Source organism: Caulobacter sp. ErkDOM-C (genome assembly GCF_048541825.1).
Lineage (GTDB): Bacteria > Pseudomonadota > Alphaproteobacteria > Caulobacterales > Caulobacteraceae > Caulobacter.
The window spans coordinates 1,159,213-1,180,271 of sequence record NZ_CP183332.1 but is presented as its reverse complement, the minus strand read 5'-3'; the positions used below and the strand labels follow the sequence as shown (position 1 = coordinate 1,180,271).

The 21,059-nt window shown below is 66.3% G+C and carries 17 protein-coding genes; 5 read left to right on the top strand and 12 right to left on the bottom strand.

Going from position 1 to position 21,059, the window contains the following annotated elements; translation table 11 throughout:
- Positions 1–36 precede the first annotated feature (36 nt).
- The 11 genes from ACN2C8_RS05680 to fliL form a co-directional block, all read right to left on the bottom strand.
- Positions 37–2,514, bottom strand: a complete 2,478-nt coding sequence (locus ACN2C8_RS05680) for a glycoside hydrolase family 3 protein (RefSeq protein ID WP_419254860.1) — start codon at positions 2,512–2,514, stop codon at positions 37–39.
- Between the two features lie 272 nt (positions 2,515–2,786).
- On the bottom strand, positions 2,787–3,809 hold the full coding sequence (locus tag ACN2C8_RS05675; RefSeq protein WP_419254859.1) for a LacI family DNA-binding transcriptional regulator: 1,023 nt from the start codon (positions 3,807–3,809) through the stop codon (positions 2,787–2,789).
- A 178-nt stretch (positions 3,810–3,987) separates the two neighbouring features.
- Positions 3,988–4,977, bottom strand: coding sequence for a glucokinase (gene glk / locus ACN2C8_RS05670; protein ID WP_419254858.1), 990 nt, complete (start codon positions 4,975–4,977; stop codon positions 3,988–3,990).
- 13 nt (positions 4,978–4,990) lie between these two features.
- Entirely contained in the window at positions 4,991–6,802 is a 1,812-nt protein-coding gene (edd, locus tag ACN2C8_RS05665) for a phosphogluconate dehydratase (protein ID WP_419254857.1), read from the bottom strand.
- A 5-nt stretch (positions 6,803–6,807) separates the two neighbouring features.
- On the bottom strand, positions 6,808–7,500 hold the full coding sequence (pgl, locus tag ACN2C8_RS05660) for a 6-phosphogluconolactonase (RefSeq protein ID WP_419254856.1): 693 nt from the start codon (positions 7,498–7,500) through the stop codon (positions 6,808–6,810).
- A gap of 2 nt (positions 7,501–7,502) precedes the next feature.
- Positions 7,503–8,957 (bottom strand): glucose-6-phosphate dehydrogenase, encoded by a 1,455-nt coding sequence (zwf, locus tag ACN2C8_RS05655; RefSeq protein WP_419254855.1) that lies wholly within the window; start codon positions 8,955–8,957, stop codon positions 7,503–7,505.
- A gap of 243 nt (positions 8,958–9,200) precedes the next feature.
- Positions 9,201–12,071, bottom strand: coding sequence for an endoglucanase (locus tag ACN2C8_RS05650; protein WP_419254854.1), 2,871 nt, complete (start codon positions 12,069–12,071; stop codon positions 9,201–9,203).
- Positions 12,072–12,078: 7 nt separating this feature from the next.
- The gene (locus tag ACN2C8_RS05645; protein ID WP_419254853.1) at positions 12,079–12,882 is read right to left on the bottom strand and encodes a MotE family protein; all 804 of its coding nucleotides are present in this window, start codon (positions 12,880–12,882) and stop codon (positions 12,079–12,081) included.
- On the bottom strand, positions 12,882–13,442 hold the full coding sequence (locus tag ACN2C8_RS05640) for a DUF6468 domain-containing protein (protein WP_419254852.1): 561 nt from the start codon (positions 13,440–13,442) through the stop codon (positions 12,882–12,884). Before ACN2C8_RS05640 ends, ACN2C8_RS05645 begins: the two co-directional genes overlap by 1 nt.
- The gene (gene fliM, locus ACN2C8_RS05635; RefSeq protein WP_419254851.1) at positions 13,439–14,584 is read right to left on the bottom strand and encodes a flagellar motor switch protein FliM; all 1,146 of its coding nucleotides are present in this window, start codon (positions 14,582–14,584) and stop codon (positions 13,439–13,441) included. The genes ACN2C8_RS05640 and fliM overlap by 4 nt, the downstream gene beginning before the upstream one ends.
- A gap of 30 nt (positions 14,585–14,614) precedes the next feature.
- Complete coding sequence (fliL, locus tag ACN2C8_RS05630; RefSeq protein WP_419254850.1) at positions 14,615–15,250, bottom strand: flagellar basal body-associated protein FliL; 636 nt, start codon at positions 15,248–15,250, stop codon at positions 14,615–14,617.
- A gap of 225 nt (positions 15,251–15,475) precedes the next feature.
- Here fliL and flgF point away from each other — a divergent pair, with 225 nt between their 5' ends.
- The 5 genes from flgF (at position 15,476) to ACN2C8_RS05605 (ending at position 19,125) form a co-directional block, all read left to right on the top strand.
- The gene (gene flgF, locus ACN2C8_RS05625) at positions 15,476–16,213 is read left to right on the top strand and encodes a flagellar basal-body rod protein FlgF (protein WP_419254849.1); all 738 of its coding nucleotides are present in this window, start codon (positions 15,476–15,478) and stop codon (positions 16,211–16,213) included.
- Between the two features lie 13 nt (positions 16,214–16,226).
- Positions 16,227–17,015 (top strand): flagellar basal-body rod protein FlgG, encoded by a 789-nt coding sequence (flgG, locus tag ACN2C8_RS05620; RefSeq protein WP_419254848.1) that lies wholly within the window; start codon positions 16,227–16,229, stop codon positions 17,013–17,015.
- Positions 17,016–17,019: 4 nt separating this feature from the next.
- Entirely contained in the window at positions 17,020–17,760 is a 741-nt protein-coding gene (flgA, locus tag ACN2C8_RS05615) for a flagellar basal body P-ring formation chaperone FlgA (RefSeq protein WP_419254847.1), read from the top strand.
- Positions 17,761–17,771: 11 nt separating this feature from the next.
- On the top strand, positions 17,772–18,503 hold the full coding sequence (gene flgH / locus ACN2C8_RS05610) for a flagellar basal body L-ring protein FlgH (protein ID WP_419254846.1): 732 nt from the start codon (positions 17,772–17,774) through the stop codon (positions 18,501–18,503).
- A 148-nt stretch (positions 18,504–18,651) separates the two neighbouring features.
- Positions 18,652–19,125, top strand: a complete 474-nt coding sequence (locus ACN2C8_RS05605; protein ID WP_419254845.1) for a hypothetical protein — start codon at positions 18,652–18,654, stop codon at positions 19,123–19,125.
- Here ACN2C8_RS05605 and dxs read toward each other — a convergent pair whose 3' ends face one another.
- Positions 19,126–21,045, bottom strand: a complete 1,920-nt coding sequence (gene dxs / locus ACN2C8_RS05600; RefSeq protein WP_419255823.1) for a 1-deoxy-D-xylulose-5-phosphate synthase — start codon at positions 21,043–21,045, stop codon at positions 19,126–19,128.
- Between the last annotated feature and the right edge of the window lie 14 nt (positions 21,046–21,059).

Below are 21,059 nucleotides of genomic sequence, written 5' to 3'. Positions count from 1 at the left end.
CGGCCGCTCCTTCTAGGAAAGCATGGGGTGCTGGGATCAGGGGCAGACGGCGTCGCCCTCGTTGGAGGCGAGCCGGATCTCGGTGAAGGCCAGAGCGAACCGCCCTGTCGTCGACAAGGCGAAGGGGGACGAAACATGCTCCATGTCCGCGCCCTTGGCCTTGAAACAGGAAAGTTTGATCTTGGCAGTCCGCCATTCGCCAATTCTCCCGCTGGAGAAAGTTGACGTTACGTCTACCGCTGCGCCGCAGGATTCGCCACAGGCGATCGCTAGGGAAACCGGTTTCTCCGGCGCGACATCGACCCGGTAGCGGATCGACACGGCCATGTCGCCGGTGGTCTGGCGGGACAGGTCCACGGCTTGGCCCATGACCTGGAGCGCGCCATTACCCTCTCCGCTCCATTCGGCGAGGCGCGCATTCTCCTGGGCGCCGGCGTCGATCGGCCGGACCGCCAGCGCTCCGCCGATGTTCAGGGTCCAGGGGGCAGGTGCGCGGCCGGCAATGAAATAGCGGTCGACATTGACGGCCGCCGACACCACGCCGGGATCTTCCGACAAGGTCGCGACCTTGCCCGGCTTGGCGTAGCTCAGGCCGTAGCCATAGGCGAACTGCGGATCATAACCGGCATCACCCCGATTGAGCGGCGCCTGGTTGGCGCGCTTGGGCCAGGAGAAGGACAGCTTGCCCCTGAAGTCATGGCGTCGCTTGCCGGCCTTGTCGCCGATCAGGACATCCGCGACCCCGCCCCCCTCGCTGCCCGGAAGCCAGGCAGCGACGAAGGCGTCCGAGGCATTGATCTCGGGATTGGTCCAGAGCGGACGACCGGTCAAAAACACGGCGACCACGGGGATACCCTGGGCCTTGAGCGACTTGATCAGGGCCAGATCTGTCTTGTTGCCTGGCTGATACTCCAGATTGGTCACATCGCCCTGGAACTCGGCATAGGGGTTCTCGCCAAACACCACCACCGCCACATCGGGACGGGTCTTGAAGGCGCCGTCCCTGGCCAGTTCAGCCTGTCCACCGCTGGCCTTCACCGCGTCGGCTATACCGGCATAGATGGACTGGCCGCCCGGGAAGTCGCTGTTCTTGTTGCCCGTACCCTGCCAGGTCAGGGTCCAGCCGCCGGCCTGTTTACCAATATCGTCGGCGCCGTCGCCTGCGACCAGCACCTTGGCCGAACTCTTGATCGGTAGAACGCCCTGGTTCTTCAGCAACACCAGGGACTTGCGAACAGCTTCTCTCGCCACGGCCCTATGCTCGGGCGCACCCAGCAGTTCGAACTTGCCTTCCAGCGGACGTTTGCCGTCGAACAGGCCCGCCTTGACCTTGACCCTCAACACGCGGCGCACGGCGTCATCAATCCGGGCCATCGGGATCGTGCCGTCCCTGACCTGAGCCAGGGTGTTGTCGAACAGGCCCTTCCAGCTGTCGGGCGCCATGACCATGTCCATGCCGGCGATATAGGCCTGCGGACAGTTGGTGTTGGTGCAGCCATCGACCTGGCCGTGGGCGTTCCAGTCGCCGACGATGAAGCCTTCGAAGCCCATGCGCTCCTTAAGGACGCCCGTCTGCAGGCTCTTGTTGCCGGTGTGCTTGACCCCGTTCCAGCTGGAGAAGGACACCATGACGGTCAGGATTCCGGCGTCGATGGCGGGCGGATAGCCCTGGGCGTGCAATCGGATCAGGTCCTGCTCGGAGATCAGGGCGTCGCCCTGGTCCTTGCCGCCCTCGGTGCCGCCATCGGCAACGAAGTGCTTGGCCGAGCCGACCACATGGTTCGCGGCAAGGGCATGCCCGGATTTGAGAACACCCTGCAGGCCCAGGGTCATGGGACCCGCATAGGTCTTCACCACCTCAGGGCCCTCGGCATAGCCCTCATAGGCTCGCCCCCAGCGCTCGTCGCGCGGCACGGCCACAGTGGGCCCGAACGTCCAGTCGGCGCCGGTCGCGGCAACCTCGGCGGCGGTGACCTCACCGATCCGGCGGATCAGGTCCGGGTCGCGCGCGGCCCCCAGGCCAACATTGTGCGGGAACACCGTCGCGCCGACGATGTTGTTGTGACCATGCACAGCGTCAATGCCGAAGATGATCGGGATCGCCGTGTGACCGTCTCGCTTCTCCAGCGCCACGGCGCGATAGGCCTTGATCCAGTCCACCCATTTTGCCGGCGCGGCGCGGTCGTCTCCGCCCGGCGCAGTGTTTCCGCCGGCCTCGACCGAACCCAGCGGGTATTTCCGCAGATCCTCCGGCGTGATCGCGGAGCCGTCAGCCATGATGGTCTGCCCCACCTTTTCTTCAAGGCTCATGCGCGACATCAGGTCGGTGATGAAGGCCTCGGTTCGGGCATCGGTGATCGACTTGGGGCTCGCCGCCTTGGGCCAGAGTTCGGGATGCGCCAGGGCCGAAGGCGTCTGGGCCGACGGCGTCTGGGCGACCCCTACACCGCCGAGGCTTCCGGCGATCAGAAGAGCGAGAACCGAGGCGTGGGCGGAGCGGCGAGGAGCGAACATGAAACTTCCCGTGGTGGCGCGGAGCCGGCGCAAATTGGCCGGCATGAAAAAAAGCTCGACGCAGCGCGCAGGTGCGCCGCGTCGAGAAGCACGCGCCTAGACGCCCCGACCCGGGGCGACGACCAGCGAACACGCGCGGTCCGGCGAAATGTGTAGCGAGATCAAGGTCTCCTCCGGACGCCGCTTGAAAGCGACGTTCTTGGTTGGCGCCATGACAGCGTAATCAGACAGCGCTGTCAACTATGATATGTCCTCCCGGCGTCCAGCAGAGGCTAGACCGCCAACGGACCTGTGGATTCACGGACCACCAGTTCGAAATCCAGCAGCTTCGAGGGCGGAAGCTCCCCTTCGTCCCACGATACCCCGTTCAGCAGCATATCGGCCGCCGCCCCTGCCATCGCGGCGATCGGCTGGCGGACAGTGGTCAGCTGCGGCCAGACAACCTTGGCGCCCGGTGTGTCGTCGAACCCAGCCACGGACAGGGTCTCGGGCACATTCAGCCGCAGTCGGTTGGCGACGGCCATGACGCCTAGCGCCATGTCGTCATTGCTGGCGAACACGGCCGTGGGCCGGTCGCCACCGGTCAGCAACCGTTCGGCCGCCTCGAAGCCGGAGCGGAACGAGAAGTAGCCCTGCTCCACCCGCTCAGGCCGAACCGTCAGGCCGCTATCGGCCATCGCCTCCATAAAGCCCTGGTGGCGCAGATGCGAAGCACCGTGATCGGGGTGGCCGATGACGAAGCCAATATCGCGGTGACCCAGCTCGATCAGGTGCTTGGTCATCTCATAGGCGGCCAGCCGGTCATCCATGCCGACCCGGGCCGAACGATCCAGGTCGCTGCCGGGCGAGATGCGCACATACGGCACCTGCTCCCGCTCCAGCGCCGCCAGCACGACGGGATGGTCACAGACCGGCGCCGTGAGGATGACGCCATCCATCCGCAGGGTCGCCAACATGGGCGCAACCTGGTCCTCGACATTGTCGGCCGTGGAATCGAGCGGCTCTACGATGAGGTGATAGCCCTCCTCCCGACACCGCGCGATGGCGCCCAGCTGGACATCGGTGATGTAGCCGGGGCTGGGATTGTCGAAGAAGACGCCAATCAGATAGGCCTTCGACCCCGCCAGGCTGCGGGCCGAAATGTTGGGGCGATAGCGCAGCGCCGCCACCGCCGCCTGCACCCGATCGCGGGTATCGGCCTTGACGTTGGGTTCGCGATTGAGGACGCGCGAGACAGTCTTGATCGAGACGCCCGACTGCCGGGCGACGTCATGGATAGTAATCTTCGAGCTCAATTCCGCCCCTCGCCCTAGAGCCTTTTAGGGCTCTAACTCATGCTTGGAGCGTGGCAGACGCCGAAACCGGCGCCCAGTTTCGGCTGCCACGCTCGCCGATTCCTTCGGCTTGTCCGGCAATAAGCCATGACAGCCTTGTCATGGCGAGCCCCTGCGCGCGCGTAAGGGCACCCTTGGGCTAGGAGATTGAGGCATATCCTTCCGGCGTCAGGGCCACCGCGGCTCCGATCAAGGCCGTATAGGGCTGCATAACCACATGGGTCGGTATGGCTTTCATGTAGTCGACAAACCGGCCCTTGGCCTCGAAGCGGGCACGGAACGGACCGGTCTCCAGCAATTCGACGATCTTGGCGCCGATGCCGCCGGCGATGAACACGCCGCCTCGGGCGCCCAGGGCCAAGGCCAGGTCACCCGCCGTCGAACCAAGAATGGCGCAGAACCGGTTCACGGTCGCCAGACTGTCGGCGCAGCCTTCCAGCGCCCGTTCGCTGATCTGCTTGGCCGGTAGAGACTCGACCTTGCGCCCCTCGGCTGCCGCCAGGATCGTGTGCAGGTCCTCCATGCCGGGGCCAGACAGGATGCGTTCGATCGACACCCGGCCGAACTGCTTGGTCAGGGCGCGCAGGATCTCGATTTCAATGTCGTCGGTCGGCGCGAAGGCGATGTGACCACCTTCCGTCGTCAGGGGCGTGTCGACCCCATGGCGGCGGGCCATGCCGGCGACGCCAAAGCCCGTACCAGGACCAAGAATCGCCAAATCCCCCTCACCGGACGTCGGCAAGCTACCGATCTGGCGCAGGTCCTTGGGCGAAAGGCGCGGCGCAGCCAGGGCCTGGGCCGTGAAGTCGTTGATCAGGGTCGCTTTTCGAAAGCCCCCTGCCCGGCGCAGACTGTCTTCCGAGATCCGCCAGTCCAGATTGGTCATATGGACCGTGCCGTGCTCGATAGGACCTGCCACGGCGACCACCGCCTGATCAGGATGCTTGACCCCGACCTTGTGCAGATAGTGCTCGATAGCCTCTTCGGCCGTGGCGTAGTCCTCGCCCTTATAGGCCGTCGGTTCGATCAGGCGGGGATCAGGCCCGTCGAATTCCACCAAGGCGAAACGCGCGTTGGTTCCGCCGATGTCGCCGACCAGGCCAAGCCCGCCGTCCTTCAAGCCGTTCATCTAGACTGCTTCCTCAAGCAAACAGCACAGACGCGCCGTGGTCGGCGGGGCCGACCCCCGCACGCATCCAACTGAACAATTCCCGCCCAAAGCCCGGCTTGGACGCCGGGACGTTTGCCGGAGTCCGAGCGAGCAAGGTCGCCTCGTCCACCAGCACTTTCAGTTCGCCGTTCGCCGCGTCGACCGTGATCACGTCGCCGTCCTGAACATAGGCCAGCATACCGCCCTTGGCGGCTTCCGGCGTCACGTGGATCGCCGCGGGGGTCTTGCCCGAAGCGCCGGACATGCGGCCGTCGGTGACGAGCGCCACCTTGAAGCCGCGGTCGAGCAGCACGGAGATCGACGGCGACAGATTGTGCAGCTCCGGCATGCCGTTGGCGGCCGGGCCCTGGAAGCGCATCACCACCACGACGTCGCGGTCGAGTTCACCGCGCTTGAAGGCGGCGATGAAGTCTTCCTGTTCCTGAAACACCGCCGCCGGCGCGGTGATGGTGTGATGCTCGGGTTTCACGGCCGAGATCTTCATCACCCCGCGACCGATATTGCCGCCCAGCATGCGCAGGCCGCCCTCGGGGCTGAACGCGTCGGAAACCGGACGCACGATGGCGGTGTCCAGCGACTCCGCTGCGCCGTCGCGCCACACCAAGTGGCCATCTTCCAGGGCCGGTTCCTGGGTGTAACGCGACAAGCCCGGGCCCGCGATGGTCAGGACGTCTTCGTGGGCGAGCCCCGCCTTCAGGAGTTCGCGGATCACGAAGGCCATGCCGCCGGCGGCCTGGAAGTGGTTCACGTCGGCCGAACCATTGGGATAGACGCGGGCCAGCAGCGGCGTGGCCTTGGAGATCTCGTCCAGGTCTTCCAGCGTCAGGATCACGCCAGCAGCATGGGCCATGGCGACCAGGTGCAGGGCCAGATTGGTCGAACCACCGGTGGCCATCAGGCCAACCACGCCGTTGACGACCGACTTCTCGTCGATCATGCGGCCGACCGGGATGAACTCATTGCCCTTGTTGGTGACGGCGGCGGCGCGGCGCGCGGCCTCCTTGACCAGGGCCTCGCGCAGCGGCGTGTTGGGATGCACGAAGGCAGAGCCGGGCAGATGGAAGCCCATCAGCTCCATCAGCATCTGGTTGGTGTTGGCCGTGCCGTAGAAAGTGCAGGTGCCGGGGCCGTGGTAGCTGGCGCTCTCGGCCTCAAGCAATTCCTCGCGGCCGACCTTGCCCTCGGCATAGAGGGCGCGGATGCGGGCCTTTTCCGAATTCGGCAGGCCCGAGGTCATCGGGCCGGCCGGCACGAATAGCGCCGGCAGGTGGCTGAAGGTCAGGGCCCCGATCACCAGGCCCGGCACGATCTTGTCGCAAACGCCAAGATAGAGCGCGCTGTCGAAAGCGTCGTGGGTCAGGGCGATGGCCGTGGCCATGGCGATGACGTCGCGCGAGAATAGCGACAGCTCCATGCCCGGGCGGCCCTGGGTGACGCCATCGCACATGGCCGGCACGCCGCCGGCGAACTGGGCGGTAGCCCCGACCTCGCGCGCGGCGACCTTGATCAGCGCCGGATACTCTTCCAGCGGCTGGTGGGCCGACAGCATGTCGTTATAGGCCGAGACGATGCCGATATTGGGCGCGTTGGGATCCAACGCCCGCACCTTGTCGACGCCCGGCGAGGCGGCGAACGCATGGGCCCAGTTGGCGCAGGACAGCTTGGCCCGACCCGGCTGGCTAGCGATCGCTGCTTCCATATTGGCCAGATAGGCGGCGCGGCTGTCGCGGCTGCGCTCGATGATCCGTGCGGTGACCTTGGCGATGACGGGATTGAGGCTCATGACGACTACTCCGCCCACAGGATGCGGACCCTGGCGCGGTCCTGTTTGAGGATGGACGCGATCGGCAGGGCCGGATCGATGGGCCCTTCCAACACCGCGCGCTTGGCCTCGCCGGTCACCAGCAACACAATCAGATCGGCGCGGGTCAGAGCCGCAAAGGTCAGGCTGAGGCGAGGAATATCGGGCGCAGGCGAGCCCGCAGGCGCGGCCACGACCAGGCGTTCCGACGCGGGATCCAGCCCCTGAGCCAGCACGGGCGAGCCCGGAAAGAGCGAGGCGAAGTGGCCGTCGGCCCCGACGCCGAGCAGCACCGCCCCGAACGGCATGGCAGCGGCGACGCCGGCCTCGGCCTTCAAGGCGGAGTCTTCCTGGCTGACGCCCGCGAAATAGAGCGGCGCGAACTGGGCCTTGGCCGCTTCGCCGACCAGCAGGTGGCGGCGGACCAGACCTTCGTTGCTGCCAGCATGAGACGGCGGCACGAAGCGGTCGTCGCTGAGCGTCACCACGACCTTCTCCCAGGGCGCGATCATGGCCGCCAGGCGGTCGTATACGGGCGCCGGCGTGGTTCCGCCGGTCGCCGCGAAGCCAGCCTGGCCACGCTTGGCGACGGTGGTGGTCAAGGCCGAGACCAGCACCGAGGCGGCCGCGTCGTAGAGGTCTTCACGCGTGTTGAAGATTTCGATCTGGGGCTGGCTCATGATTAGGCCTTCCAAGCTCGGCCGCCGGGCGAAATCAAGCCCGTTGAGGATTGCGGTCCCCAGGTGCCCGCCGCATAGGGCGCAGGCTCAATATTGGCTGCGGCCCAGGCGGCCGAAACGCCGTCGATGAACTTCCAGGCCTGCTCCACCTCGTCACGACGCACAAACAGGGTGCGGTCGCCGCGGAAAACGTCGAGGAACAGCTTTTCGTAAGCGATCCGGCGACGGCCACCGCTCTGGCTGAACGACAGAGACAGCGGCAGGGATTGCAGACGCATGCCCTCTTCCGACAGCCCCGGACGCTTGTTCATCAGGGTCAGGACGATATTCTCGTCGGGCTGTAGATCGATGACCAGGCGGTTGGAGAAAAGGTCCCCATCCGTCGCCTGACCGAAGATGTTGTGCGGCAGCGCCTTGAACTGCACGACGATCTGGGTGCGACGGTCGGGCAGGTTCTTGCCGGTGCGCAGGAAGAACGGCACGCCGTCCCAGCGCCAGTTGTCGATCGCCACCTTCATCGCCACGAAGGTCTCTGTCCGGGTGGTCTTGCCGACCTCCTGCAGATAGCCCTCGCGCGCGCCGCCCTCGACGACACCGGCCACATACTGACCACGCACCGTGTCATGGGCCACAGTGTCCTTGTTGAAGGGCCGCAGGCTGCGAAGAACCTTGACCTTCTCGTCACGCATGGCGTCCGGGTCGAAACCTGAGGGCGCCTCCATGGCGACCAGGCAAAGGAGCTGCAGCATATGGTTCTGCACCATGTCCCGCAGCGCGCCGTATTCGTCATAATAGGGCCAGCGATCACCGACCTTTTCAGTCTCGGCGATGGTGATCTGGACGTGATCGATCGTGTTGCGATCCCACAGGGGCTCGAACAGCACGTTGGCAAAGCGCAGCGCCGTCAGGTTCTGGACCGTTTCCTTGCCCAGATAGTGATCGATGCGGAAGATCTGCTCTTCGCCGACCACGGCGCCGACCGCAGCGTTGGTCTTGCGCGAGCTTTCCAGGTCGCGGCCAATGGGCTTTTCGAGGACCAGACGGGATTTCGGCCCCGTAAGACCTGCGGATTGGAGCGCGTTACAGACCGGGCCGTAGAGGCTGGGCGACAGGGCGAAATAGACGACCAGCGAGCCGTACTCGCCGACGCGCTCGGCCAGCTTGGCCGCCCCCTCGTCCTTGGTCATGTCGACGGAAATGTAGTCCAGGCGGGCCGCCAGGCGGTTCCAGGCGGCTTCCTCGACGGTGGCGCGCTTGCCCAGTTGCTCGCGAACCAGCGCCTTGTAGCTCGCACCATCTCCCTCGCCACGCGCGACGGCGACGATCCTCAGATCGTGCGACAGAAGGCGGTCGACCTCCAGGAAATAGAGCGAAGGCAGCAGCATGCGCAGCGCCAGATCCCCGGCGCCGCCAAGCAGCACCAAGACATCGCGGCCATTCTCGCCGTCGTTGGTCATATTCACTAGATCTTCCACCCTATGACAACGTTGTCATGACACGCTTGCTCAAGCTTGGCAAGCCGCTGTCACCAACGTTCCGCCCGGGAAGTCGGGCGGCGCTCTAACTAGGCCAAACGCGCGAGGCTCGCCATAAGACCAATCGGGTTTTACGGGATGATTGTCGCGCGCTCAGCAGCGCGTTGGGCACGCGGGTTGCTGAGTGGCGGCGATTTCGGAGATCAGGCGAAATGTCCTTGCGGGCTAGCCCCGAGCGGGCGATCCGGCAGGGCGGGCCGCCCGGAAGCGGTCCTTCATCTTGGCCACCCAACCCCCGAACGCCTCGTTGTCGGCGGTCACGCGGCCAAAGTCAGCGCTCGACAGCGATTCGACGTTCATGCCCGACAGGGCGACACGCAGCCCCTCGGGATTGCGCGCGCCCTCCACAAAGCCGGAATAGCGCTGACGCAGCCGGCCAAGTGATACATCGTCGTCGGCCAGGCTGTAGGCCACCCCCGCGCGCAGCAGCCGGGCTTCCTCACCCACGGCCAAAGCCCCCGGACCCTTCCACCGGTCGCCCAGCGACTTTTCGTACAGGGTGGCGGCGGCGGGCCAGGTGCGCTGCTTCCAGGCGATCTCGGCGCGGATATCCTGGGAGTCACGGCTGTTGTCGTTCTCGACCAGTTCAAGCGCCGCGTCGTAGCGGCCAAGGCCCATATAGGCCCGCGCCGTCGCAAGGCGGCGCTCGGCGTTCAGGGCCGGCGGCAGGATCGTGGTGCGGCTCTCGTTGATGGCCTGCAGCGCGCTCTCGGGCTGCTTGTTCATCAGGTAGATCCAGGCCAGATCGGTCGCCACCTGGGCCTTGGGCACGCCGTCAAGACGGTTGTCGACCTGATACTTCAACAGCTTGCCGGCTTCATCCAGCAGGTCGACATCCACCAGGCGGCGCACGAGATTGCGCACCATCTGGTCACCGTCAGCGCCCAGCGGAGTCAGGTCCTGGAAATCATAGAACAGGCCGACGGCCTGGATCGGCTGCATGCCGTCGGCCAGACCGTCAAGGAACAGGGCCCGGAACGCGCCATTGAGGTCCCTGCGCAACCCGATCGCCTCCGGGTGATCGGGCTGGTTGTTCCCGGCCGAGTGCAGAACCTCCAGCGCCTCGCGATAGCGGCCCTGGTCGATGAACAGCTTGCCCAGACCGCGAATGGTCTCCAGCTCGACGCCGTCGCCCCGCCAGCGGAAGCGGAGCTGATTGAGTTCGCTGGCTGCGGCCGCCGCGTCGATCTGGCCCTTGGCAAGCCGGATCTGGGTCGCATGCAGCATGGCGGGCGCGGCGATGCGATCTATCGGCGCCTTGGCGATGGCCTGGAACATGCGCAGAGCGCGGCTCTTCTCGCCTTTGGCCTCAAACAGGCGTGCCTGGGTCAGGCGGATATCAAGCTGGTCCTCAACGGGGATCTTGGGCTGGCTCAAAGCGTCAGCGACCAGGCGCGCGGCGCCAACAAGATCGCCGGTTCCCAGCGCAGCCTTGGCCTGGGCGTGCAGGAAGCGCGCGCGCCAGAGCGCCGGAAAAAGGTCAAGCGCCCGGCCGCCGGTGGCGAATTTCTGGCGCGCGTCGACCCACTCGCCCTGCTGGGCGGCAATATAGCCACGCCACTGCGCACTTGAAGCGTCGTCAGCCAGGACGGGCGACGCAAAATCAGTTTCGGCTTCGGCCAAACGATTGGCCATCACCCGCGCCACGCCGCGCAGGCCACGGAACTCGGCGTCGCCCATCAGGGTCTGGTGTTTGCGGGCTGCGGCGTTGAGAACCCCAATAGCCTCATAGGACATCCCGGAGCCGACCAGGAAGCGCGCCAAAGCCATGCGGGCCCCGATATCGCCGCTCTTGTCTTCGCCCTCGCCCGCTGCGGCGATGGCGCCCTGCAGCGCGTTGTAGCGCGCCAGGAACCCGCCCGACCCGGTCTTGGGCCAGTTCTCGAGATCGATCAGGGCCGGCATGGCCATCGGCTGCGGGGCGCCGGCGGCGGCCTCTTCCGGGGCCTTGGCGGCCGAAAGCGGCGAGAGCACCAGCCCCTTGGGCCGACCGATGCGCAACAGGTCGCCATCGATCGAGACCATCAGGTCACTGGCGTAGGTCTCCGCGGCCAGGCCCTGGGCGGAGGGCAATAGCGCCATCTCGACATATTCACGGCGCGACGGCAGGCCCTTGGACGGCGCCAAGGCCGGCGCGACAAGAAGGCGGTCGCCAACGGCAGGATCATTGACCCAGACCGCCTTGGTGACGCCGGCCAGGGCCGCGGTCAGGGTAGCGGGTGTGACGGTCTCGTCCCGGGCCACGCGGATGGAGTCGGGCGTAGCCTGCGAACCGGCGCCCAGGCTGATCGTCCACTGACCACCCTGCCCCTCGGCATAATAGGGCGTGCCCAGCGGCGTGACGATGCGCAGGGCGCTGTAGTCGGCGCCTTTAAAGACCTGGATCCTGGAATAATGGGCGCTGGCGCCCGGAACCTTCGACATGTCCAGGCGCGCGGGCGTGTCGAACACCACCCAGACCGCTTCCCCACGCCGGAACACGGCGGCGCCGGACGGGGCGGCCCAGTTGAAGGCCAACCGCACCTGGCCATCGGCCTTTTCGTATCCAGCCTTGACCACGCCCCCCTGCGGCATGGGATTGGGACGGCCGACCGGGGCGACATGCGCCGGCGGCTGGGCGGCGGCGGCCATGGCGCCCGCACGGGGGAAGATATTGACGAAGTCGGCGCCGTCCGCGTTGCCCACGCGGGCCTCGGCGTCGTCGGCCAGGGTGATGACAATTTCCAGCGCCCCGCCCGAATGACGGGCCTCGGCGGATTTCACCCAGCGCGGCGGATTCAGCCGCAGGGCCGACATGTCGGGATTGGCGTCGCGATTGAAGCGCAGGGTCAGGACCTGACCGTCGCGCTTTGACGTCATGCGGGCGCCACCGGCCCAATGGAACTCCAGACGGCTGAACTCGGCTGCCTGGGCGAAGCGTACATCGAGGGAAGCCCGCGACGCGGCGACAGGACCGGCGGCGTTGACCGACGGCGCCGCCACGCTGGCGATGCAAACCGCCGCGACGCTGGACCGCAGGATCGCGCGAAGGCTCATGGAATGCCTAACCGGCCTTCTTGGGCGCGGCGGCGCCCGCCAGCGGCGCGGCGGCCGCCTGCTTGCCCGGGGCGTTCGCGTCGGCCGCAGGCGCGCCGTTCTCGGCAATCGCGGCCTTGCCCTTGTTGATCGCCTCATTGGCGAAGCGGTTGGCCAGGCGCTCGGTCAGGGCCTTGGCTTCGACCGGCGTCATGTTCGCCAGGATCAGGCTGAGCGTGCGCTCCTTCATCTTGGCGGCGATCGGTAGACGAACCGAGTCCTCCAGGATCGTCATGCGCGCGGCGGCGTCCTTGGGCTTCATGCTCGAGAATACAGTGACCATGCGCTCGACTTCGGCCGACTTCTGGGTGTCGGCCTGACCGAGAAGACCCTGAATATCGCCCTTCAGACCGGTCAACGCCTTGACCTTGGCGTCCAGCTTGGCTTCGGCGGCCGCCAGCAGTTGCAACTGCACGTCGATGTCCTGCTCACGCTGGTCCAGCTGGCCGCGACGCGCGCCCAGGCTCTGCAGGATGCGCAATTCAGCGGGCGACAGGCCGGCCTCGCGGGCCAGGTCGGTCACCGACGGCGCGCAAACGCGGGGCGGAACCGACGAGGCCGCTGAGGCGGCAGCGTTATGACCGGCAGACTCGGCCGACTTTGCCTCTTCGCCGTGTTCGGCCTTCGCGTCCGGTTTGACCACACCCTCGGCGAAAGCCTTGGCGCCGCCGAGCATGTCGGGCAGCGACTTGGCGCCGGCCAGGGCGTTGACAGCCAGAACGCCGCCAACGGCGACGCCGACGAGCGGGAGAATACGAGGAATGTTCTTCATCACCGGGCTCTGAAACTGGGTCCGGGACGCGGCGGATCGACCGGGCCCTCGAAGAGGTCATCATCAACCCGCGCTCGTGAACGCGGGGTTTCCTTGGAGACACCAGGTCGCGACTCGAGGTTGGCGCGCGCGGAAGACTCGATCGGACGACTAGCCTTGGCTTCACGATCCAGCAGGCGCTCGAAATCCTCGGCCTTGAGGCGGCGGTCCGCCTTCGGCTCGGAGGCCTCAATACGCGTCGCCAAGGGAGCCGGGGCGGCGGCGGGAGACGGGGTCACCATCGGGCGGTTGAGGCGCTCGTCGAGCTTGGCGGCGAGGACTGTGGCGCGCTCGATGCGATCAGCCAGGGATTCGGAAGCCTCGTCAGTGGCGGCGCGCAGATCAGCCAAGCCCTGCTCGGCGCGCGCGGCGGCTTGATCCAGGTCGGCCACGGCCTTGGCGAAGCCGACATGGCTGTCGCGCAGGGCCTTGAGGCGACGCTCAAGGCGCCAGCCAAAGCCCAGGGCCACGATCAGCAGCACCGCAAGCAAACCATTCATGGCGACGGCGACGAGGCTCATTTCAGCTTTTGAACCGCTTTCTTGGCCGCAGGCGACAGCGGAGCCTCGGCGCGGATGGCAATAGAGTGGTTGCGCCGGCCCATGCGACCACGCGTCAGCGGGATCGCGCCGGCGCGCAGCTCGACCAGACTGTCAGGCGTGGCGTTCAGCATCATGGTGTCGCCGACCTGCAGGTTCAGCACTCGGGACAGCGGCAGCTGCTGCTCGTCGAGAACGGCGCGGACCTCCATCTGGGTGGTCCAGAGTTCGGTGGCCAAGTGGCCTTCCCAGATGTTGTCGCGGCCGAACTTCTCGCCCATGAACTGCTGCAGCAGCATCTTGCGGATGGGCTCCAGCGTCGCGTAGGGCAGCAGCAGTTCGATACGGCCGCCACGGTCTTCCATGTCGATGCGCAGCTTGACCAAAATCGCGGCGTTGGCGGGCCGGGCGATGGCGGCAAAGCGCGGGTTGGTCTCCAGCCGATCCAGCGAGAACGAGACCGGATGCAGCGGTTCGAAGGCGGCCTTCAGGTCGTGCAGGACCACCTCGATCATCCGCTGCACCAGCACCCGCTCGATGGTGGTGTAGGGGCGGCCTTCGATGCGCATGGCCGCCGTGCCGCGACGGCCGCCCAGCAGCACGTCGACGATCGAGTAGATGAGGTTGGAGTCGACGGTCAGCAGGCCGTAGTTGTCCAGCTCCTCGGCCCGGAACACCGCCAGGATGGCCGGCAGGGGAATTGAGTTCAGATAGTCGCCGAACCGGATCGAGCTGATGTTGTCGAGGCTGACCTCGACGTTGTCACTGGTGAAATTGCGAAGGCTGGTGGTCATCAACCGCACCAAGCGGTCGAAGACGATTTCGAGCATCGGCAGGCGCTCGTAGCTGACCAGCGCCGAATTGATGATCGCCCGAATGCCGGTGCGGTCGTCGTTGCCGTCGCCCGACAGGTCGAAGCCCAGCAGGCTGTCGATTTCGTCCTGGTTCAGGATCCGCTCGGACCCCGCCATGTCGCCGCCACCGCCGTCGTCCCAGCCGCCGCCGCCCATGCCGCCGCTGAAATCGCCGAATTCGCTCGCAGCCCCGCCGCCCTCGGCCCCGCCCGGAGGGTTCTGCGAGGCCCATTGGGCCATCGCGGCCTGATCGTCGAGTTCGTCCGCCATGTTGGTTTGCCCAGCCAGCTCCCTAGGGAGCTAGTTGATCAGCATCTCCTCGATCAGGACGGCGTTCACCTTTGACGGCGCGGCGACGAGATTGACCCGACGCAGCAACTCGACGCGGAGTTGGTAGGTGCCCTGGCTACCGTTCAGGTCTTCCGGACGCAGCTCGCGCAGGAAGGTCTGGAACATGTCCTGCAGCCTGGGCAGATTCGGCGTCAGAACCTCAGCCGTTTCCTCGTCGGGCAGCTCGAAGGTCAGCTTCAGCTTCAGGAAGGTCGACTTGCCGTCGGCGGTCTGCATGTTCACGACGATGTCAGGCAGGGTGTAGAAGACGATCCCGTCAGGGCCTTCCTTGATCACCGGCACGCCGGCCGCGCCCTCGGCGCCGGCAGCGGCGCCGTGCTCGCCTTCTTTTTTCTTGTCGTCCTTCTTTTCCTTCTTTTCCTTCTTTTCCTTGCCGTGCTCTTCAGCGCCCTTTTCACCATGGGCCTCTGGCGGCTTGGGCTTCATCAGGAAGAAGGCTGCAGCGCCACCGCCACCCAGCACGAGAACGCCAGCAGCGGCCGCGATCAGAACGATCGGCGGCTTCTTCTTGGCGGGAGCTTCGCCCTCGACAGCGCCCTCTTCGCCTTCGGGGGCGGGAGCTTCCTTGGGGGGTTTTTTGGCCACGCGCGCGGTTCCTTGGAATCTACCCCCGTACTCATGCGCGAGCATGGTTAACGATGTGTTTTGGAGGCCAATTCGTCGCAGGCAGATTCAACCCGGCAGACTCCGCCCAACACCCCCGCGTTAACCTTCCTATTGTTTGTTTTTACTGGCCTTTTGACGTTGGCACGAAGGTTGCTGACAAGACTGCGGCGCATTTGTCGCGCCAGCCGCCCGAGTTAACTCGTTATGGACAACGCGCTGTATATCGGCCTTTCGCGCCAGATGACGCTCCGCCGCGAGCTGGACATCGTCGCGAACAACATCGCCAACGCCAACACGACGGGCTTCAAGACCGAGGACCTGATGGTCCGTACGGAAGCCGCCAAGCCGGCCAGGACGCTGGGTGGGACCAATCCCGTCAAGTTCGTGCTCGACGACGGCGTGGTGCGTGATTTCACCCAAGGCGCCATGACCAAGACCGGCGGCGACTTTGATGTGGCCATCGAGGGCCAGGGCTTCTTCAAGGTCCAGACGGCCGGCGGCGAGCGCTACACCCGCGACGGCCGCTTCACGACCAACCCCGAAGGCAAGCTGGTTACCCAGACCGGCAATCCCGTGCTGGACGAGGGCGGCAGCGAAATCCTGATCGACCCCAAGCAAGGGGCCGTCACCATCGGCAAGGACGGCATCGTCAGCCAGGGCCAGCTGAGCGTCGGCAAGATCGCCGTGGTTCGCGCCGACGACCTGTCCTCGCTCAGCAAGGACGGCGACAACCTCTATCGCAACACCGCCAACGCCACGCTCCAGCAAGCGCCTAACGCCGTCGTGCACCAGGGCATGCTGGAATCCTCCAACGTCCAGTCCGTCGTCCAGATCACCAAGCTGATCGAGGTGCAGCGCGCCTACGAGAGCATGGCCAAGATGATGGACAACGCCGCCGAACTGACGCGCTCCGCCGTCGAGCGCCTCGGCAAAGCCAATTAAGGGAAACTAGACAATGCAAGCTCTGCGCACCGCCGCAACCGGCATGTCAGCCCAACAGCTGAACGTCGAGGTCATCTCGAACAACATCGCCAACATGAATACGGTTGGCTTCAAGCGTCAGCGGGCCGAGTTCCAGGACCTGCTCTACCAGACCATCGAACGGGCCGGCGCCCAGTCGTCCAGCGACGGCAATGTCGTGCCCACGGGCGTCCAGATCGGCGGCGGCGTGAAGGCCGGCTCGGTCTACCGGATCACCGAGCAGGGCACCCCCACCATGACCAACAACGAGCTGGACGTGGCCATCCAGGGCAAGGGCTACCTGCAGATCCTGATGCCCTCGGGCGAGACGGCCTATACCCGCGCCGGCAACTTCTCGACCAATGATCAGGGCCAGATCGTCACCGACGACGGCTACGCGGTCCAGCCCGGCATCACCGTCCCGCAGAACGCTACCGCCATCACCATCGGCAAGACCGGCCTGGTGCAGGTGACCCTGCAGGGTCAGACCGCGCCCCAGACCATCGGCCAGATCGAACTGGCCAACTTCATGAACGAAGGCGGCCTGGAAGCCATAGGCGACAACCTGTTCATGGAAACCGGCGGCTCGGGTCCCGCCAACATCGCCGCCCCCGGCCAACCCGGCTTCGGCACCCTTATGCAGAACTACACGGAATCCTCCAACGTCGACGCGGTCAGCGAGATCACCGCCCTGATCGTCGCCCAGCGCGCCTACGAGATGAATTCCAAGGTGATCACCACGGCCGACCAGATGCTCCAGGCCACCTCGCAGCTGAGGTCCTAGGCTCATGACGCGCCTGCTGATCACCGTCTGCGCCCTGGCACTCGCCGGTCCTGCGCTCGCCGGACAGACCGTTTCGCTGAAGATGGACACCACCGACGCCGACGGCCGCGTCACCCTGGGCGACCTGTTCGACGGGGCAGGATCGGCCTCGGAGATCCTGGTCGCCACCCGTATCGGCGCCACCACCGTTCTCGACGCCGGCCAGGTGCAATCGGCCGCTCGCCGCGCCGGCCTGGACTGGAGCAATTCACAGGGTATGCGCCGGATTATCGTCCGCCAGGGCGCCGATGGCGGCGGCGGCGTGGTTCGCGCCAGGGGCAATGTGGAAGTTCTTGCCTATGCCCGCAGTCTGGCGGCTGGCGAGATCGTGCAGCCCCAGGATCTGATCTGGGTAAAGGTGGCCGCCGCACCCAGCGACGCGCCCCAGGACGCTGACGCCCTGATCGGCATGAGCGCCAAGCGCCCCCTGCGTGAAGGCGCCGCAGCCTCGCTGCGCGATGTCTCCGCCGCCCAGGTCATCAAGAACGGCGACATCATCACCGTGACCTACGAAAACGGCGGTGTTTCCCTTGCCCTACAAGGAAAGGCCATGTCGGCCGCAGCCGCCGGCGACGCGGTCTCCGTCCAGAACACCCTGTCCAAGAAGATCATCCAGGCGGTCGCGACCGGTCCTGGCTCCGCGATGGTCGGTCCGCAGGCGCAGTCCTTGCAAAACCGATCGTCAGTCCGTTACGCCGCTCGCTAGAGGTCATTCGCATGCGCCCCGCCCTGATCGCCGCCCTCGCCCTGCTCGCCCCGCTCGCCGCCTGCTCGACCGTCACCGAAGCCGTGAGGGGGCCGGAACTGGCCCCCGTCGGCTATCCCGCCCAGCTGGCGCCGATGACCCAGCAATTTGTCGCCTCGCGCGACCAGGCGCCCCAGTCGGCTTCTGCCAATTCGCTGTGGCGGGTCGGCGCCCGCGCCTTCTTCAACGACCAGCGGGCCAGCAAGATCGGCGACATCCTGACCGTCCAGATCGATATCGACGACAGCGCCAGCACCAAGAACAACTCGGCCAGCAATCGCGCCTCCACCACAGATGCCGGCGTCAGCAACTTCCTGGGTCTGGAATCCAGCCTGGGCAAGATCCTGCCGGGCGGGTTTGATCCGGCCAAGGCCATCGGCACCAACTCCACCTTCACCAACGCCGGCGGCGGCAGCGTCAGCCGGTCCGAAAAGATCAGCCTGACGATCGCCGCCGTGGTCAGCCAGGTCATGCCCAACGGCAACATGATCATCCAGGGCACGCAGGAAGTGCGCACCAACGCCGAACTGCGCCAACTGACAGTCGCCGGCATCGTCCGTCCCGAGGACATCTCCTCGGCCAACACCATCAAGCACACCCAGATCGCCGAAGCCCGAATCAGCTATGGCGGCCGCGGCGATATCAGCCGCATGCAGAAGACCCCGGCCGGTCAGGCCCTGGTCGAACGCTTCTCGCCCTTCTGATCCGGCGACGGGCGGTTCGCGCAAGAACCGGTCCGTCCCCTTCAAGACCTTCAGGCGCGGCCCTCCAAGGGTGTCCGCGCCTGAAGTGTTTCTGGCCCCCGCGAAACCCCCGCGCTCCGGCCGCGTTCCATCAGGCAGGAGAACCGCCATGGGACGTCCGCTCGCCGCACTTGCCGCTCTGGGACTGCTGGCCGCCGGCCTGGCGGGCTGCACCCACGAGAAGGTCGCCGACAGCGGCTATCGCTGGGCATTCCTCAGCGACGCGAGCGAGGCTCCGCGCCTGGCCTATGGCCGGCCCTCGAGCGACGACGTCATCCTGATGCTCAGCTGTTCGCCGGGCGCCGACAGCGTCCAGATTTCAGCCGTAGGCCTCAATGGCCGCGAGATCGTCCTGGCGTCCGACCGCATCGAAAGCCGTTTTCCCGCCGGGAAGGCCGACAGCGCCCTGGTCGACATCGGCCTGCTGGAAGCGCGCGGCCGGATGAGCGCCCCTGCCCTGACCGGCTTTCAGCACACCGGCGACCTCACCATCCTGACGAACGGCGAGCGGCACAATCTTCACGCCAGGCGTGAGGACGAGGGGCCGGTGAAGGCGTTCTTCAGGTCATGCGCCGCGGCCTGATCAGGCCCGGCGGCCCGCCGCCGAGATGTTGTCGATCCCCAGGGCCGACAACGCGCCGCGCATGATGCCCTCGGCGTCGAGACCCGCCTGGGCGTACATCACCTCGGGCTTGTCCTGATCCTGGAAGATATCGGGCAACACCAGGGTGCGGATCTTCAGGCCGCGATCCAGCGCGCCGTGCTGGGCCAGGGCCTGCAGCACAAAGGCCCCGAAGCCGCCCATGGCGCCCTCTTCCACCGTGATGATGGCTTCGTGCTCGCGGGCCAGCCGCAACAGCAGGTCGATGTCCAGCGGCTTGGCGAAGCGGGCGTCGCAGACGGTGGCCGACAGGCCCCGCGCGGCCAACAGGTCGGCGGCCTTCAGGCTTTCGCCCAGGCGGGTGCCGAACGAGACGATGGCGACGCTGGTTCCCTCGCGGACGATGCGGCCCTTGCCGATCTCCAGCGGGTCGGCGCGACCGATCGGCATCTCAAGGCCAAGGCCCTCGCCGCGCGGATAGCGGAACGCGCTGGGGCGGTCGTCGATCTCGACGGCGGTGGCGACCATGCGGGCCAGTTCCAGCTCGTCGGCGGCGGCCATCAGGATCATGCCGGGCAAAGCGCCCATGAAGCCGACATCAAAGGTGCCGGCGTGGGTGGGGCCGTCTGCGCCGACCAGGCCGGCGCGGTCCATGGCGAAGCGCACGGGCAGGCGCTGGATGGCCACGTCGTGGACGACCTGGTCATAGCCGCGCTGCAGGAAGGTCGAATAGATCGCCGCGAAGGGCTTCATGCCGTCAGCGGCGAGGCCGGCGGCGAAGGTCACCGCGTGCTGCTCGGCGATGCCGACGTCGAAGGTGCGTCCCGGGAACGCCTTCTGGAAGATGTCCAGCCCCGTGCCCGAGGGCATGGCGGCGGTGATGGCGACGATCTTGGAGTCGTGCTCAGCCTGCCGGACCAGTTCCTGGGCGAACACCTTGGTGTAGCTGGGAGGGCCGGCTGCGGCCTTTTGCTGCTGGCCAGTGACAACGTCGAACTTGACCACGGCGTGCAGCTTGTCAGCGGCGCCTTCGGCCGGAGCATAGCCCTTGCCCTTCTGGGTGACGACGTGGACCAGCACCGGCTTGTCCTCGAAGTTGCGAGCGTTCTTCAACACCGAGACCAGGGCCTCCATGTCGTGGCCGTCGATCGGGCCGACATAGTGGAAGCCCAGTTCCTCGAAGAAGGTGCCGCCGGTGACCATGCCGCGCGCATATTCCTCGGCCTTGCGGGCCGCTTCGCGCATCGGGGTCGGCAGCTTCTCGACGACGGTCTTGCCGAGCTTGCGAACCTTCCGGTAGGCGCCGCCCGAGACGAGGTTGGCCAGATAGGCGCTCATCCCGCCAACCGGCGGGGCGATCGACATGTCGTTGTCGTTGAGGATGACCGTCAGTTGCTTGGTGGTGTCGGTCGCCGCGTTCATCGCCTCATAGGCCATGCCGGCGCTCATCGAGCCGTCGCCGATCACGGCCACGACCTTGTTGGTCTCGCCCTTCTGGTCACGCGCAGCGCAGAAGCCCAGCGCCGCCGAGATCGAGGTGGCCGCATGGGCCGCGCCGAACGGATCGTATTCGCTCTCGGCCCGCTTGGTGAAGCCCGACAGGCCGCCACCCTGACGCAGGGTGCGGATGCGGTCGCGGCGACCCGTGAGAATCTTGTGCGGATAGGCCTGATGGCCGACGTCCCAGATCAGGATATCCTTGGGCGTCTCGAACACGTGGTGCAGGGCGACGGTCAGCTCGACCACGCCCAGGCCGGCGCCCAGATGCCCGCCGGTCACCGACACCGCGTCGATGGTCGCGGCGCGGACCTCGCTGGCCAGTTGCTTGAGCTCAGCCACGGAAAAACCGCGCGTATCGGCGGGCGAGGCGATCTTGTCGAGAAGAGGAGTCACGATGGTCATGTCCGAAGAAAGCG